Genomic DNA, 16,050 nt, shown 5'->3' with positions numbered 1-16,050 from the left:
TTAAAAAAAATTCTGATTAATGATGGTCATGGTGTTCCTCTACTGCCATACCTATGAACAGTGAAGACAACATGGTAAAAATAAATGCCTGAAGGAATGCTACTAATAACTCCAAAAGCATTAGAATAAGTGTCAGTAACATAGAGACACCAATACTACCTCCTACCGTCAGTTGGGTTTGAAACAAATAAACAATTGCAATCAACCCCATTACAACAGAGTGTCCTGCAGTAATATTTGCAAATAAACGCAGCATCAGAGAGAATGGCTTGGTAAACATACCCAGTAACTCGATAGGTGCCAAAACTATTTTAAACGGAACTGGTACACCCGGCATCCAGAAAATATGTTTCCAGTAGTTTTTATTTGCTTTGAAAAGAATGATAAAGAAGGTAAATAAGGCCAGACATAATGTTACTGTAATGTTACCCGTCACATTAAAACCTAACGGTGTCAATCCCAACAAGTTCAACAGAAAAATCAGGAAGAACACAGATAACAGGTAAGGCATAAACTCTTTGTAGCGTGCACCGATATTAGGCATAGCCATTTCATCACGTACGTATAATACTAGTGGCTCCAACACACGTCCTACTCCTTTTGGAAGTGTATTTGCTCCTTTTTTGTATGTTTTAGCCAGACTCAAAAATCCCCAGAACAACAGAAGTGTTGCTAACAACAGACCTACGACATTTTTCGTAATTGAAAAGTCTAAAGGTTTAGCATTGGTCGGATGATGTTTTTCATCCATCGTCAATGTTCCTGCAGCGTCTGTCTTGTAGATCTTGTTGTGAAAAAGTTTATAATACTGACCATCTTTTTCAACTACTGCATGACCGTGATCAAATGCAGCGGAAGAGAAAACTTTTAATCCGTTATCGATTAGGATAACAGGAAGCGGAAAACCATATACCTTATCCGCTTTTTTATCTGTGAACAAAGAAAAATAATAATCATCCTGCAAATGGTGCTCACTGTATTCTTTGATCTCTTCAGATTGCGACTTTGGTTCATCTCCTCCTTCGCTAGCTCCCGCCAGGAAAGGGTTGAATGTGAATAATACTGCTGTAAAAATAAGAAGCGTTCTCCTTAGACTCTCCATGTTTTCTCGTTAATTTTTGCGCAAAAATACGATTTTATTTATCATCTTTTGCGATTAAATGAAACTTTTTTTTATTTATATAAATTACTGTTTATTCTCTTGATTCATAACTTTATACGCCATGAATACATCATACACGATAAAAAGAAAAAACACAGCCAAAAAATTATATTCGATAAAGTTTTCGGGCTGCTGATTTAAGCCTTTATTCACATATAGAAATGAAACGATCATCTTAAGGGTAAGTAATCCCAAAAACACAAACCCTACGCTATTGGGCATCATATTATGGATAATAATAACAACAATTAACATGATCAAAGATGAAATTCCACCGACAAGATAAAATCCCCACAGCTTATAATCCGTCTGCTGCCATACATCCTGCAGATCCAACCCTTTTAATACGGCATAATGCAATCCATACAACACAAACCCAACTATCAGTAGCAGTATAAAATAGCGTATATTTTTAGTCATTCTTACTCAATCGATTTGCTTGTTTTATAAAATAATAGATGGATACAATTACACCTGTAAATGTGGACACTTTCATAGCTACCTCATTCTCCCAACCGTATTTTTTATCCAGCCAGGTACCCAACATGTAAAACAGGTAAACAGTGATCCCCATCTGAGAAGGCATAGCAATAAACATCATCCATTTGCTGGGACCACTTTTCTTTTCCATAATTACATGTTAGATCAGGAATATGCCTCAGATTCCGTCATATTACCCGGCAAATATAAGTGATAATTTTTGTTTAATCTACACTTAACACTTTTTGTCCGATACGGATATCAGGATAATCTACTGAAGGGCCTAAAATACTCTTAAGTTCGGAAGCTGAAGCGTCCGGATGTTTACGGATTACTTCAATGATTAAATCCAGTTTATCCTGTTCGATAAGCTCATGTGCCTCGACGCCATCCCCTATAAAATTAATCAGATGACCATATATTGTTCCGGCAACCATACCTCTTTTCTGAGCTATCTCTTCTATAGAATGTCCGTCCTGATACATTTCCAATGTGATCTGTTTTGTATCTAATTTGGTCAGATCTTTTGTTTCTGTGTCTTCTGTAGCCGTCTTAACCTGGTCATCTTTGGATTTTTCAAATTTCTCCATCTGCGTGACAGCCTCTCCGATATTTCCGTCACTCATGAGCGTCTCCGCAATCGTAAGACAATGTAACAGCTGATCAAGTTTACGTTTATAATCAAGATGCAGACTGCTCAGTTCATCAATATACTTCTTTGTCCTTTTCTTGATTTTCCAGGCATTGATATGTGCAAACGTAGGTTTAATTAATTCATCATCAATTTTAGACTGGAACCATTGCACTGCAGATTTTGTACGCTCGCATATACGCGTATAATCCAGACTGGACTTATCACTAAGCAACGTATAGAGTTGATTGATAAATGAATGTGCCACTTTCTCTTGTTTTCGCAGATCAGCTACCAGCTGAACAAAATAATGTTCTGCTCCTGCTTTATCATCTATATTACGGTCGGCCAGAGACATTTGTAATGCTACAGTCTCATCAATCAATGCAGTCCAGCGAAAACTGTTAAGTAATATCTGACCAAGATAATTTTTCTGACACTGTTCAAGAACAGCCGGCAGTTCTCCCTCCGGAAGCATACGTTGCATAAACGACACAACCTGAAAATCTGTACGAATGGAATGTGCAGGAATTGGAGATTTGAGTATCAAACCTTCCAGACCTGTCAGCCTGCTGAGTGCAACGTATACCTGTCCCGCAGCAAATGAAGTACCTGCATCAATAATAGCTCTCTCAAATGTCAGGCCCTGACTCTTGTGAATCGTAATTGCCCAGGCCAGACGCAACGGATATTGAGAAAATGTACCCAGTACTTCAGAATTGATCTCGTCCTGACCCTTATCGTAATTATACCGTATATTTTCCCATATTTCTCTTTTGACCATTACATCATCAGAGCCATCCGGAAATGATACCACCACGTATTGTTTATCCAGATTGATTTCTTTGACAGTACCGATTTTTCCGTTGAAATATTTACGGTCATCACCAGTATCATTTTTAATAAACATGACCTGCGCCCCTATTTTCAGAGTCAGTGTCTCATCTGTAGGATACGATCCCTGCTGAAATTCATCCTTGATAACAGCTTTTATATTAAGCATCTTACCAGGCAACCGCACCAATTCTTCCTGATTGATCGTATCAGCAAGCCGATTGTGAGAAGTCAGTGTAATATATTGATCAGAAGAAGCAGGCTCAAAATCAGCTTTATAATGCACATTCAGTTGTTCCAGATCATCTTTAGACACCTGATTATTTCGGATATTATTCAGCAAATTAATAAACGAATCATCCTTTTGTCTATAAATATGATTAAGCTCCAGCATAACAGGCGGATATTCACGCATTACTTTGGCATCAAAAAAGAACGGACTGGAATACGTACCTCTCAAAACCGACCATTCAAAATCACGAACCACCGGAGGCAACTGGTATAAGTCCCCGATAAACAGTACCTGCACGCCACCAAAAGGACGCTGATCACGTCTCACAGACTTCAATATTACATCTATGGCATCCAGGGTGTCACTACGCACCATCGACACTTCGTCGATCACCAACAGCTCCAGCTCCTGCAGAATAGCTCTTCTCTGTTTGGTAAGTTTTATCGTACTGAACAGACGGCTTTTATTATAAATATTATTATCCTCTGCACTCCAGTTCATCTCATAATCCTCCAGAAAGACTCCGAACGGTAACCAGAATAGCGCATGCAGCGTCGTACCTCCGGCATTCATCGCAGCAACTCCCGTTGGTGCAGTAATAGCCATCTTCTTATACGAATGCTTGTTGATATACCGTAGAAATGTCGTCTTTCCCGTACCAGCCTTTCCTGTCAGGAAAAGATTTTGGTTCGTTTGATTGACGAAAGCTACGGCCTGCATAAAGGCTGTATTTTGTTTATCTAAAGGTAATTCACTCATGAGAAAAAATAATCGGAATAATCATAAAAAATAAAAGATACCATATGACAAGGTATCTTTTACAAAAATAACAAATAAAAACTGTCTATCTCAGATCTGAGAGACCAATGGCAATAAACGGTCTTTAAGCAGTTCCTGAAGGGTTTGCAGCTTTACCTTAGCCACCAGCACCGCATCTCTGTCATTGGACAGGGCCATACTGTAGGATTCGGGCAATGCATTGATAGCTTTTTTGGAATCTTCTATGGACTTACGTAAAGTTTCATCCAGAACTTTATCCTGACGATCTACAACGGCCGCTATTCCAGCGCCTTTATGCAGATCCAATCTGCCTGTATACAGATTTTCGATAGCAATAATATTATTCAGGATATCAGATTTAGTATTATCACTATAGGGCTCTTCTATCTGAACAGCGAATATCGGAGCATCAGGTTCTGTAATCTTAGTATCTAAAATTTGCTGCGTCACTCCTATCATACCGCCCACATAGTCTTTTATACGTTGCTGACAGATTTGAGAACGTTGTTCTTCATTTCTAGCTTTTAACTTTGCCTTTGTCCATGCTGTTTCTTTTGCAAACGCAAGCAATTGATTCGTCTGCACAACCATACTATCAGAAATAGTAAGTAAAGATGCCAGATCAGTCTCTGTCAGATCAGCAGCCATACGCATACCATCTGCACCCCATAGAATGTATTCTATCTGCTGAAATTCACCTCTATTGATCCTGTCAGGCTGCTGTTGGGATAAAGGATATGTACTTTCATCCATCCGCTGACGAATGCGTACAATCTTACTCTCTTTTATAGCATATCCTTCTGCCTGTTCCCACAATTCACGGGTCTCTACCCAGGCATCTCTTGCCTGCAAAAGGGAAATATCATTACCTATTTCAATACGTTGGATCGCTCCCTGCAAATCACTGACACGCTCACAAAGAAGCTGATGTGTAGGAATAATGATATGGGATTCAATATTGTCAATAATCTTAATCTGTGTGTTAATTTTATCCTGACCTGCGGAACAACTCACCAGGACTGGTAGTATCACCAAGCCCAAAAACCTGTTTTTCATAAATTGAGTTACTAAAAACGTCCGCAAAGGTAGATATTAATTTGTGAATTGAAAGTAACAATAGTTGATACATATTTTTAAAAAAAATCCTAACTTCACCCTTTTAAGTAAATCAATAAAAATGGAATACGTAGATAAAGCCGAATTATTCAGTGAAATAGAGAAAATCCTTACAGATAAAGGATTTGGCATCGAAAAACAAGATCAAACCCGTCCATGGGGAGGTTTTTTTGTGATAAATGAAGATCAGGCACAGCAGTTTGCAGATGAATATTTTGAAGGTCTGAATGTACAGGATCTTAAGATTTCCGGCAAATTAAGTCCTAAAATTCTGATCGTTGCTCCGGAAAAACGTCTTTCATGGCAATACCACCACCGTCGTGCAGAAATCTGGAGAGTAATCAAAGGTACTGTAGGTGTAGTGACAAGTGATACAGATGATGAGCAGGAACTTAAAAAACTTACAACAGGCGAAAGCATTAAACTTCGTCAGGGAGAACGCCACCGTCTGGTAGGATTATCCGAATATGGTGTATTGGCAGAAATCTGGCAACATACAGATGTTGACAATCCTTCTGATGAGGATGATATTGTCCGGGTACAGGATGACTTTGGAAGATAAAAGAAAAGAGGGGAATTTTTCCCCTCTTTCTCGTTAAGCCTCGCGCCAACATAAACATATAAAACAATGTCTTTTGTATATTGAAACTATAATAATCTGATGATCTAGTTGGTTTTTAATGCTCTGGCTTCTGCAGCTTTTCTTGCTTTTTCTGCCTCTTTTCTACCTTGTTCCTCCGCTTTACGTTCGATCTTCTCCATCTTTGCTTTGAACTCAGGTGAATTAATTCTCGCCTCTTCTGCTTTGCGGGCACGTTCTTCAGCCTCGCGTTCTATTTTTGCAATCTTTGCTTTGAACTCAGGAGAATTGATCCTTGCATCTTCAGCCTTACGGGCACTTTCCTCCGCTTCACGCTCTATTTTTGCAATCTTTGCTTTGAATTCAGGGGAGTTATAATAAGCCTCTATTTTAGCTGCATCATCCTCTATTTTCTTTATATGTGCTTTAAATTCAGGGGAATTATATTTTGCTTCCATTTTGGCAGCATCTTTCTCTATTTTCTTAATATTTGATTTAAACTTACGGGAATTATAATAAGCCTCTATTTTAGCTGCATCCTTTTCTATTTTCTTAATATGTGTTTTGAATTCAGGAGAATCGTAATAATCAGAGTCCTTTATGGCTTTATCTGTTAACTTCTGCAGATTAGCAGTAAACTCTTTTGATCCTACAGTCTCGCTGATCATTTTACTTAAACCTTCAACATCAACAATACCGTTTATAAATTCCGGAGAAGATAAAAAAGCCAGATCTTTTGAAAGACCCAATGAGTCAAAGTTCAGATTAAGATTTACAGGATTCTGTACATTTAACGATGCTGCAGGTTTTATAGCCAGTGGATCCAGAGCCTGCAGAGAATCCACAATAGTATCTCTTTGCAAAGCATTCTGAATGATAGTATCTGTACATACTTCATGGGATACTCCTGAAATTGGATTTGTATCTGAAAAAGTATTATCTGCAATAGAAGAGTTTTCTGCTTTTGCATATGTGCGTTCGCTGAATATTGCAATTGTTGCCAGTAATATCAGTACGCTGAACAATTGAAATGCATGGGATCTCAACTGTGAGGGTTTACGGGTAATCATAAGTAATCTCTTTTTAATTAATGAATGGTTAAACGGACTCACCAATGTGGTTATATGTTTTTGAGAAACGGTATTAATTAGTAAGGACAAATAATTAAAATGGTTTCCTGTGGATACTACAGCCTCATCTGCTAAAAATTCATGATTTGTCTGGATAGCTTTTCTGTAAAAATACAAGGCCGGATTGAACCAGAAGAAAACGAGTAATGTTTCTATAAATATGACATCCCAGGTATGATTCTGTCTGATATGGGCCATTTCATGACGAAGAATATCCTTTTCCAGACCACTGCGGTATTCATCTCTGTTTACAAAAAGAAATCTGAAAAAACTGAAAGGAGATATTGGTTCATCCAGCAAAACAATCGTTACCTCGTCTTCTCTTATTTGTTCTGCATTGACAATCTTACGATATAATCTCCTCAGATTTCTATTGAAACGAATAGCCATGACCACAGCACCGATAAAATAAAGAGCCATTACACCTATAATAACATCATAGATAAGTGGTCTTGAATTGTCTACCGGAGGAGGAACTGCCTCTACATTAACATACTGGGTAGATTCAACGAAATCTTCCTGCGGCTCTATCGGTGCCTCATACTGTACTGCTGGTATCTCTTCTATCAATGGAATTGCCATCGCGGGTTCCTCTACTTCAAATACAAAGAAAGGAATCATTAATGCCAAAATCAGAGAAGATAGCAGGTACAATCTGTTGATTTTAAAAGACTTCACATACTGTAGCAACACAAAATATAACACAATAAATATTGTGGAGGTCGCAAGGAATTTCAGAACAAAATCAATCATCTTTTCTTTTTTTAAGTTCTTGGTCTACTATTTTTCTTAAACTTTCCAGCTCTTTATCACTAAGGTTGGATGAAGTCGTAAAAAAAGAGGCAAACTGAAGTGCTGAATCATTGAAAAACTGCTTAATCATTCCGCTCATCTGATTTGAAAAATATGCATCCTTTTTAATTAACGGAAAATATCTCCTCGAATTGCCAAACGTCTCATAATCAATTACTCCCTTATCCTGCAAACGCTTCAGCAACGTTGCAATCGTTGTCGTAGCTGGCTTAGGGTCAGGATAACATTCGATGATATCTTTCAGAAATGGTTTTCCCGATTGCCAGATATAATCCATCAACTCTTCTTCCTTTTTGGATAAACTCGTTTCTATGTTGTTAGAATTCATTCTACAAATGTAGAGCATATTTTTAATTACGCAATAGCAAGGAGAGAATAAAATCACAAATAACTGATTATGAGATAATTAATTTTAAAACATAATACATTATTATCTTACCAAATTTTTTTTGTAGCAAAAATCAAGTTGTTTGCGTTTAGATTATTGAAAAATGATTTGCCGGCAGTCATCTAATTAATTTTAAACTTCTAACAAAAAAGAAATGAAAAAGATGAATTTCAAATCAGGTATTTTAGCAGCTCTTACAGTATTATTAAGTATTTCTTTATTGTATTCTTGTGATAAAGACGACAACAATGTATCCACCTATCCCAAAAATGTGAAAATTGCTTATAGCATCACTTCCAAATCCAAGGATATCAAGACAGGTAAGTTGACTTTTACAGATAGTACAGGAAAAGACTCTGTAAAAACAAATGGACAAGTTCCTTTCCATAAATCTGTTCCAAGATTAATTTCTAAACCAGGCGAGAAGGCAAAATTAGCTTTCGCTTCTGCCGGAAACGGAGAAATCACTTTAGAAATCAAAGTAAATGAAAAGGTTGTAAAAACAGAATCCTTCAAATCTGCAGCAGATAGTTTAAAAGGATCAATTGAATATATTTTCTAGCCATTTTCTATTTTTAATATATTTTAAAGAGCCAGTTCCATTCTTGGGGCTGGCTTTTTTACTATAAACGGGGGATAATATTGTAGAACAAACCCATCTGTTACAGGATTTCTTATTAATCTTTTTAACAGTTCTGCGTCTTGTAGCTCTGCTATTAATTTCTGATATTAGAGAGTTGAATTTCAGAGTAGTAACACCAATATAAGCTGCACGCATAAAAACTAATTTTAAATATGAATTTATCCAATCTGCATCTCGAAAAAATAAAAATCCCTAAAGACATCAAAAATAAAATACAGGATAACATCTGGGAATGTTCAGATTATCAGCCTTTTGAAATTAACATTTCAATTGTTTTGCAGAAGGGAGAAGAAGTGTTAAATTATTCTTTAGAATTTTCAACCTCGGAAAAAGTCTTCGAGAATATCAATAAAAAGCTGCAACAGTTAAAATATATTGCGGATGGTTATGGTTGGTCAGATTTTATTCTTAAAAAACTAATCACGAACAAAGTTCAGTTTACTGGGGAAACAGGAAGCGATAGTGACAGCGAAACCTGTGTTCTGTTCAGCAACAACGAAGATGATTTCAGATTACTATTAAAACATTTTTCTACGTATATCAGAGAACTTGCGGATAGTCCCGGTATTAAGGAAGAAGTGGAAAGGACAATATCTGTTAAAAGGTTTTGGAGTCATACAGATGAGAATGATGGTATTGACAAATCCGAAATTATGTTTAAAAGACCGAGAGTTGATTATAGAATAAGTGAGTATGTATGGGAGTTTATAGAGACTAATATCCTTGCTCCAAAAAAGTTATTACAGAAAAACAGCCTTAATATTACCTTGTTTCCTGGTCCGATAAAGAAAAGTCACAAATTTTTCTACGGCTCTGTCTATGATACGGAAAGTATAAAGTTTCGCCCCTCTCTGAGAGGAAACAAACTAAAAGAAATTAGTATCTCCTGTAGTTACAATGGATTCACTGAGACAATGTCACCTATGGAATATGCTGGTATAGTATATGATATGTACTGTTCGTTTATTGTCGACAACTTTAAAAAAATAACCAAAGAGGAATGCGATGAATTAAAGATCAGAATGAATCCTGATCTCATCAACTCTTTTGAATTTCCTGCGTCTTTTGAAAATCAAAAATACAGTGGAGATGGAGGCGGATATGGAGGCCGATCGATAAATTTTGTACCGGATCCGAATGCAAAACCCTATAATTACAGAGAAGCGTATTTAGAACATTATAAACATTAAAATGAGAAGTACAATTACACTTATTACTTTAAACCTCTTAACAGTATGCTTAAATATATTATCCCGGGTAATAAAAACAGGCGGGCTGAATATAAATTCAGCCCGGTCTATTTCCGGCACAATGTCAGGCATGAATTATACCGGATTTGATTTATTAAAATAGAAAATTGTTAGATTTTTATATCAAAAATGGAATACATCAATGATGAGCCACATGACTATTGTTGCTATCCACATCTTCATCACCCTCTGAAGACAATACAGTAAAATCAGCAGTATGCACCTTCCCTTCTATTTTGAACTGTACCCACATTCTATACAAACCTGATTTTTTAATATAGGTTTTTGCATATATAGGGAAGCGATCGTCGGACATGGGATGGATATGAAGGAAGTCCTTATCTTTCTGACTAATCATTACGATATGAGCATTTGCCCCAAGATAAGGCTCCATATCTTTTTCAGTAAGCATTCTGCCTTCTTTTTCTATAGAAAATTGCAGACTCATTGCCGTATTCGTTTTTAACTTCTCCCCATTTAATAATGTTATGGTATAACCTTCAACTATTGACACCAACTTTGGTTCCTGCTCCAGAACCTGATGAAGGCGCCTGCCTTGAACACCAACAAGTTTCATACTCACGCTTGCAGGAAGACCGACAGGTTTGTAATCAATAAAAAAAATATACTTCCCTGCCGATGGAAAAGTCTCTGCAATATAATAAGTTCCATCGGCCTGTTTTTCAGGGTGAATATGATCAAACCATGTTAATTCTTCATTAACAACCAAAAGATGCATTTTCATCGTATGAACGACTTCCAGAGGAACATTCTTACCATCTTCGGTAATTGATATAACAAAAAATGCGGGTTTGTTGGCCTCGATTATTTCAGGTTCGAAAGTCATCTTTACTTTCGCCGGATCTTTATGCGGATGTGTATTCATATTTAATAATTTACATTTCTTATCATACAAATGTCCGTAATTAGGAACTTTTACTGTTACGATATTACCGAATAGAGTTATAATATTTAGGGATTACCATTCCCTCTGACAACTCGAATAACAACTCCCAAAGTAATGATGAGCAGTGGAAGTAGTACCAGATTTAACCCCATCCAGCCCCAATGATTGAACAGACTCCCTGCAAAAAAACTTGTAATGCTTATTACCGTAAAGACAGTAAAATCATGGAAAGCCTGAGTTTTTTCTTTTTCTTCAGGTCTGTACACTTTTGTAAGAACAGATGAACCGCCAATAAACAGAAAATTCCAACCTAAGCCAACAATAAACAATCCAACAATAAAATTGTTAAAGTGTGTTCCTGAAAGAGCAACAATCAGGTATATTAACAGAATAAATATTCCTGCCATAATAACACGGTATGCACCAAATTTCTGAATTAGCGTACCTGTAAAAAAAGAAGGCAAAAACATACCTAATACATGCCATTGAATAACAGTTGCCGTATCAGCAGACGAATGTCCAAAACCATGCATAGCTATTGGAGTCGCTGTCATAGACATGCCCATTACGGCAAAAGCAGTGGCAGAAGAAAATAAAGCCAGTAGAGTATTTTTATTTTTAATGATTTCAGTTAACGGGCGTCCCGTTTTTGACGGCTTATTGTTTTGTACAACAGCTGTCTTTCTGGTTTTTAAAAGAGATACTACTCCCAAAGCTGCTATACTCAGCAGGATAGTAGAGAGGTAAGAATACGCATAAGGTATCGTACCGATATCCTGCGTAAATCTTGCCAGATTAGGTCCGGCAAAAGCGGCAACAATACCTCCACCTATTACCCATGAAATAGCCTTACTTTTCGCATGTTCCGGAACAGAATCTGCTGCTGCAAAACGGTAGTATTGTGTAAATCCCTGATAAGTTCCCAACAACATATTACCCGCAGAGAATATCCAAAAGGACTGCTGAATAATTCCATACCAGGATATTACTCCCGATAAAGCGCCAAGTATTGTACCGATCATAAATGCTTTCCGCTGACCAATTTTCTTCATAATCAGAGAAGCGGGTATCATCATGACCGCAGCACCAATCGTAGTCATGGCAACAGGCAATGTTGCCAGATTTTTATCCGGAGCCATTTGCATACCAATAATACCTGACAATGTGATTACCAGTATCGAAACCGTCTGATATAGAGCCTGTGATATAAACAAAATATACACATTGCGCCATTTAACATTTACATTCATGGTTTTTTGTTTCTTTTAGAGCGCAAAGTTGCAAAGTTATATTTATCAGAATGTTACGTTATTTCCTGTTTATATTATACAGTTTACAGCTGATAATAACAGAAGAAGAAAACAGGTCCGCGTTTAGAATTAAACACGATACGCGAGATACCAGTAAAGGAACTGACCAGCATTATTCATCACTCCATTTTATTGAATGAGACAATACCATATATATCTTAAAATAACAAAAACCAAGTAATTGACGTAAATAAAAAAGACAACGACTTAACTGTATATTTGAATATTTTGAGTAAATTCATTGTATTTATAATCACGATGGCCTAAAGACGAAGCGAACAGTAAATACACAGCAATAACAAACACAAATGAGTTTTCTAAAAAACATATTCGGCAACAAAAAAGAAACCGTTAAAACCTATCAAGAGTTTTGGACCTGGTTTCAAGCGAACGAACAGACATTTCATAACATTATCAAAAGCGGCAAAAATCCCGAAAAGGATTTTTTCGACAAATTATCACAAAAGCTAGGTGAAGTCAAAGATGGTTTTTACTTTTTAGCGGGGATGCTCAACGATAATACAGCAGAGTTGGTGTTTACCCCGGACGGAATAATACAAAACATTGTATTTGTTGAAGAACTTGTAAATGCAGCACCAACAATACCTCATTGGAAATTTACCGCACTAAAACCGGCTGTTGACATCGAAAACCTGGGTATAAAAATGGGTGGCTATGAATTTAACAGTGAAAACCTTTCGTTTTACGCTATTGACCATACAAGTTATCCTGATGAGGTTGACATTGTAATCATTCACAACAATTACAATGAAGGAGACAAATCAATCCTTATAAATGGAACATTTATTTTCCTTGATAACTATCTCGGAGAATTAAATGCAGTCACTACAATAGACAATGCCATAGTAATTTCTAAAGAACGGGCAGAAAAAGAACTTATTCCTATTACCAAACTGAAAGACTACCTGATTTGGAGAGAAAAAGAATTTGTTGAAAAGTATAGCGGAATTCGCTACAATACCGAAAACGACAGTTATGCCAGTCTGGAAGCTGAACTTAATAACGGATTACCTTTGATAGCAATTGTCAATTCGACCTTACTGCAGTGGAACAGTAAAGCATCACATCCATGGATTTTGACAATTGAAATCAATTACAAAGGGAGTAACAATAACGGCATGCCAGATAAAAACACTTATGAACTGCTCAACCAATTTGAAGATCAGGTAATATCAGAACTAAAAGATAGTGACGGTTACCTGAATATCGGCAGGCAAACGGCTGACAATTCAAGAGAAATTTACTTTGCCTGTCATGACTTCAGAAAACCTTCCAAAGTATTGTACGAACAGTCAAAAAAATACTCAAATAAGTTAGATGTAAAATATAACATCTATAAAGACAAATATTGGCAATCCTTTGAACGGTTTATACCAAACAGATAGAATAAGGCTGCAACTCATCAGGAATTGGAGATAATTAATAAACAATAGAGTACAGGCAAACTTTTTTAGGTCGCAAGCGGATGTTTGCTTTTATGCTTTGCGCTAAGCTGACTTTACTAAATGGTGTAAACCTCTCTGCCCTGCGGGCACCTCTCCTTTCTAAGGAGAGAATTAATCAGGTTTAACTCTTTTCATTCTGTCTGACTCAAGCTTCATTTTAGTGTATGACAGCAATCCTAAAAATTAAAAAATATGACATCTCTGCAAAAACGCTCTTTCATCACTGTACTCGGAATAGGATTTCTAATCTGGCTACTTGCAACTATTGCCTTCAGAGTAGCCGGACAATTCTTTTTTATTACCGAATCCACTACAATACTTACCATTTTATATATTATAGTAGTACCAGTATTGGGATTGATCACTGTACTTACCTGTAAAAGATTCCGATTAACAGGATTTGAAAACATAGTTGCAGGAATACTTTTAGTATTGCCCGGAATGCTTATAGACACTTTTGTAATTCAATTTTTTGATTGTATATTTCCAAATATGCCGGCCAGCAGAGCGGCGACATTTGGCTCCTGGCTGATGTGGGCATATACTATTGTTCTAATCACTTCATTAATCAGAGGATTGAAACAACCCTCCCAATCACATCGTTAATTGGTGATTCCGGACATCCTGAATATATCGATTATGAATAAAACATCTTATTTTTTAGCCACAAAAGGCTTTCCGGAATTATACTAAAAAAATATTTCAAAAAATGTCCAAAACGGAAATGGTAAAATGTCTTTAATGAAATTCTAAACAATTGATCATGAAAAAATTCTTATTACTACTTCACGAAGATGTTCAAAAAATCAGTGAGTTATCGTCAACAGAAATGCAGGAATTAGCTAATTCTCATATGAATTGGGCAAATAAACTGGCTGAAGCAGGACATTTAATTTCCGGTGACGGATTACATGAAAAAGGTATTCTGATTACCGGAAAAGATTGTGTAATAAAAGACGGGCCTTATCTGGAGTCCAAAGAGATTATTGGAGGATACTATCTTTTGCAGGCAGCCGATTTACAAACGGTTGTAGACTTAGCCAAAGAGTGTCCTACACATCTGTATGGCGGAACTACTGAAATACGACCTGTCATGGAAATGGAAGATTATGAGGAATAATTTACCCCCCGAAGAAGAAACGAATTACAGAGCATTATATGGAAAACTGTTCTCTGGATTGTTATATCAATTTGGCACTGATTACGTCATTGAAATTGAGGATGCGATTCAGAATTCATTTTTGAAATCTATGAAGATATGGGAGCAAAACAAAATTCCTAATAATAAAGAGAACTGGTTTTTTATTGTAGCCCGAAATGATGTCCTGAATCAGATTAGGAACCAACAGAAAGCGAACAATATTCCTTCTGCGGGAAATAGTGAAGAAGACACAGCAACCGGAAATGAAAAAGATCTGCGCCTCCAAACGATAATCTTTATTGCGTCATTGAAAAGTGTGTCAAACCAGACCAAAATACTTTTTATACTTAAAAATATTTTTGGTTTGAGCATAGTTGAAATAAGCGACAGTACATTGATCAATCAGGAAGCCATTTATAAAAGTATAAACCGGACAAAAAAAATCCTTCAACTGGAATTCTATAGCCGGACAATTGACGTAAACTCTGTTACAGCACAGCAACAGACTATTCCGGTTATAGAAGAAATTCTTTATGGAGTCTTCAATATTGGATTTGATTCTTTTAATGAAAAAACGGCCAATATAGTGAATGAAGACTTATGTATAGAAGCATTTTCGCTGACTAAATTGTTACTGAATCAGTATCAGTATGATTCAACCAGCAATTTATTAGCTTTATTTTGTTTTCATATTGCTCGCATACCTGCACGGATAGATAATCAAAAGTTTATTTCTTTTTTTAACCAGAACCGTAACAAATGGAATAAGCAATTAATAGACTCTGGTTTCCATTATCTCAGAAAACCAAACGCTATCCACCGGATTTATCTTGAGGCTGTCATTATCAGCAAGTATATGTCAACATATCCCTTAACCTCAAATGACTGGACAGATATTGCCAAATTGTACGAAACAATACTTCAGGTATCGCAATCACCTATTGTAAAACTAAATTATTGCTTTTGTTTAAGTCGCAGCGGAAAAACGAAGGAAGCTCTTATTCTTCTTTCTGAAATTAAAAAGCAATTACCGGACGAACATATCTATTTTTCTTTGGTAAAAGCTAAACTACTGAAGGAAACAGAACCTGAGGAGGCTAATGATCTGTTAACTTCCCTTTTGCATAAAATCAACCAAAAAATCAGAAAAGAATACCTTTTAGAAAACGAACTCATTACGTTATAAA

The 16,050-nt window shown here is 36.5% G+C and carries 16 protein-coding genes; 7 read left to right on the top strand and 9 right to left on the bottom strand.

Going from position 1 to position 16,050, the window contains the following annotated elements:
• Nucleotides 1-16 precede the first annotated feature (16 nt).
• The 5 genes from atpB to B4B65_RS06935 form a co-directional block, all read right to left on the bottom strand.
• Nucleotides 17-1,102 (bottom strand): F0F1 ATP synthase subunit A, encoded by a 1,086-nt coding sequence (gene atpB, locus B4B65_RS06955; protein WP_201680394.1) that lies wholly within the window; start codon nt 1,100-1,102, stop codon nt 17-19.
• A gap of 84 nt (nt 1,103-1,186) precedes the next feature.
• The gene (locus B4B65_RS06950; protein WP_201680396.1) at nt 1,187-1,582 is read right to left on the bottom strand and encodes a hypothetical protein; all 396 of its coding nucleotides are present in this window, start codon (nt 1,580-1,582) and stop codon (nt 1,187-1,189) included.
• A complete protein-coding gene (locus B4B65_RS06945; RefSeq protein ID WP_293914584.1) occupies nt 1,575-1,793 on the bottom strand; it encodes an AtpZ/AtpI family protein in 219 nt (72 codons plus the stop codon). The genes B4B65_RS06950 and B4B65_RS06945 overlap by 8 nt, the downstream gene beginning before the upstream one ends.
• Nucleotides 1,794-1,866: 73 nt before the next feature.
• Nucleotides 1,867-4,098 (bottom strand): helix-turn-helix domain-containing protein, encoded by a 2,232-nt coding sequence (locus B4B65_RS06940; RefSeq protein ID WP_293914582.1) that lies wholly within the window; start codon nt 4,096-4,098, stop codon nt 1,867-1,869.
• 90 nt (nt 4,099-4,188) lie between these two features.
• Entirely contained in the window at nt 4,189-5,175 is a 987-nt protein-coding gene (locus tag B4B65_RS06935; protein ID WP_293914581.1) for an imelysin family protein, read from the bottom strand.
• A gap of 121 nt (nt 5,176-5,296) precedes the next feature.
• On the opposite strand from B4B65_RS06935, the gene B4B65_RS06930 reads away from it, so the two are divergent.
• Nucleotides 5,297-5,797 carry a phosphoheptose isomerase gene (locus B4B65_RS06930; protein WP_293914580.1) on the top strand — a complete coding sequence of 167 codons (501 nt, stop codon included), beginning with the start codon at nt 5,297-5,299 and terminating at the stop codon, nt 5,795-5,797.
• A gap of 104 nt (nt 5,798-5,901) precedes the next feature.
• Here B4B65_RS06930 and B4B65_RS06925 read toward each other — a convergent pair whose 3' ends face one another.
• Nucleotides 5,902-7,698: a M56 family metallopeptidase gene (locus B4B65_RS06925; protein WP_293914579.1), complete on the bottom strand. Its 1,797-nt coding sequence runs from the start codon at nt 7,696-7,698 to the stop codon at nt 5,902-5,904.
• Entirely contained in the window at nt 7,691-8,086 is a 396-nt protein-coding gene (locus B4B65_RS06920; protein WP_002992866.1) for a BlaI/MecI/CopY family transcriptional regulator, read from the bottom strand. Before B4B65_RS06920 ends, B4B65_RS06925 begins: the two co-directional genes overlap by 8 nt.
• A 214-nt stretch (nt 8,087-8,300) precedes the next feature.
• On the opposite strand from B4B65_RS06920, the gene B4B65_RS06915 reads away from it, so the two are divergent.
• Nucleotides 8,301-8,708, top strand: coding sequence for a hypothetical protein (locus B4B65_RS06915; RefSeq protein WP_293914576.1), 408 nt, complete (start codon nt 8,301-8,303; stop codon nt 8,706-8,708).
• Between the two features lie 233 nt (nt 8,709-8,941).
• A complete protein-coding gene (locus tag B4B65_RS06910) occupies nt 8,942-9,979 on the top strand; it encodes a hypothetical protein (RefSeq protein WP_293914574.1) in 1,038 nt (345 codons plus the stop codon).
• A gap of 199 nt (nt 9,980-10,178) precedes the next feature.
• Here the strand turns inward: B4B65_RS06910 and B4B65_RS06905 are convergent, their stop codons facing one another.
• Both B4B65_RS06905 and B4B65_RS06900 read right to left on the bottom strand, forming a co-directional pair.
• Nucleotides 10,179-10,925 (bottom strand): hypothetical protein, encoded by a 747-nt coding sequence (locus B4B65_RS06905; RefSeq protein ID WP_293914572.1) that lies wholly within the window; start codon nt 10,923-10,925, stop codon nt 10,179-10,181.
• 86 nt (nt 10,926-11,011) lie between these two features.
• The gene (locus B4B65_RS06900; RefSeq protein WP_293914570.1) at nt 11,012-12,196 is read right to left on the bottom strand and encodes an MFS transporter; all 1,185 of its coding nucleotides are present in this window, start codon (nt 12,194-12,196) and stop codon (nt 11,012-11,014) included.
• Between the two features lie 368 nt (nt 12,197-12,564).
• On the opposite strand from B4B65_RS06900, the gene B4B65_RS06895 reads away from it, so the two are divergent.
• The 4 genes from B4B65_RS06895 (at nt 12,565) to B4B65_RS06880 (ending at nt 16,049) form a co-directional block, all read left to right on the top strand.
• The gene (locus B4B65_RS06895) at nt 12,565-13,662 is read left to right on the top strand and encodes a DUF695 domain-containing protein (protein WP_293914568.1); all 1,098 of its coding nucleotides are present in this window, start codon (nt 12,565-12,567) and stop codon (nt 13,660-13,662) included.
• A gap of 252 nt (nt 13,663-13,914) precedes the next feature.
• A complete protein-coding gene (locus tag B4B65_RS06890; RefSeq protein ID WP_293914566.1) occupies nt 13,915-14,328 on the top strand; it encodes a DUF5367 domain-containing protein in 414 nt (137 codons plus the stop codon).
• 157 nt (nt 14,329-14,485) lie between these two features.
• A complete protein-coding gene (locus B4B65_RS06885; RefSeq protein ID WP_293914564.1) occupies nt 14,486-14,842 on the top strand; it encodes a YciI family protein in 357 nt (118 codons plus the stop codon).
• Nucleotides 14,832-16,049 carry a DUF6596 domain-containing protein gene (locus B4B65_RS06880; protein WP_293914563.1) on the top strand — a complete coding sequence of 406 codons (1,218 nt, stop codon included), beginning with the start codon at nt 14,832-14,834 and terminating at the stop codon, nt 16,047-16,049. Before B4B65_RS06885 ends, B4B65_RS06880 begins: the two co-directional genes overlap by 11 nt.
• The last annotated feature ends 1 nt before the right edge of the window (nt 16,050 follow it).

The organism is Sphingobacterium sp. UBA5789, assembly GCF_002418355.1.
Taxonomy (GTDB): Bacteria; Bacteroidota; Bacteroidia; order Sphingobacteriales; family Sphingobacteriaceae; genus Sphingobacterium.
Note: the sequence above shows the minus strand (reverse complement) of the source record. Positions and strands in the feature narration are given on the sequence as shown.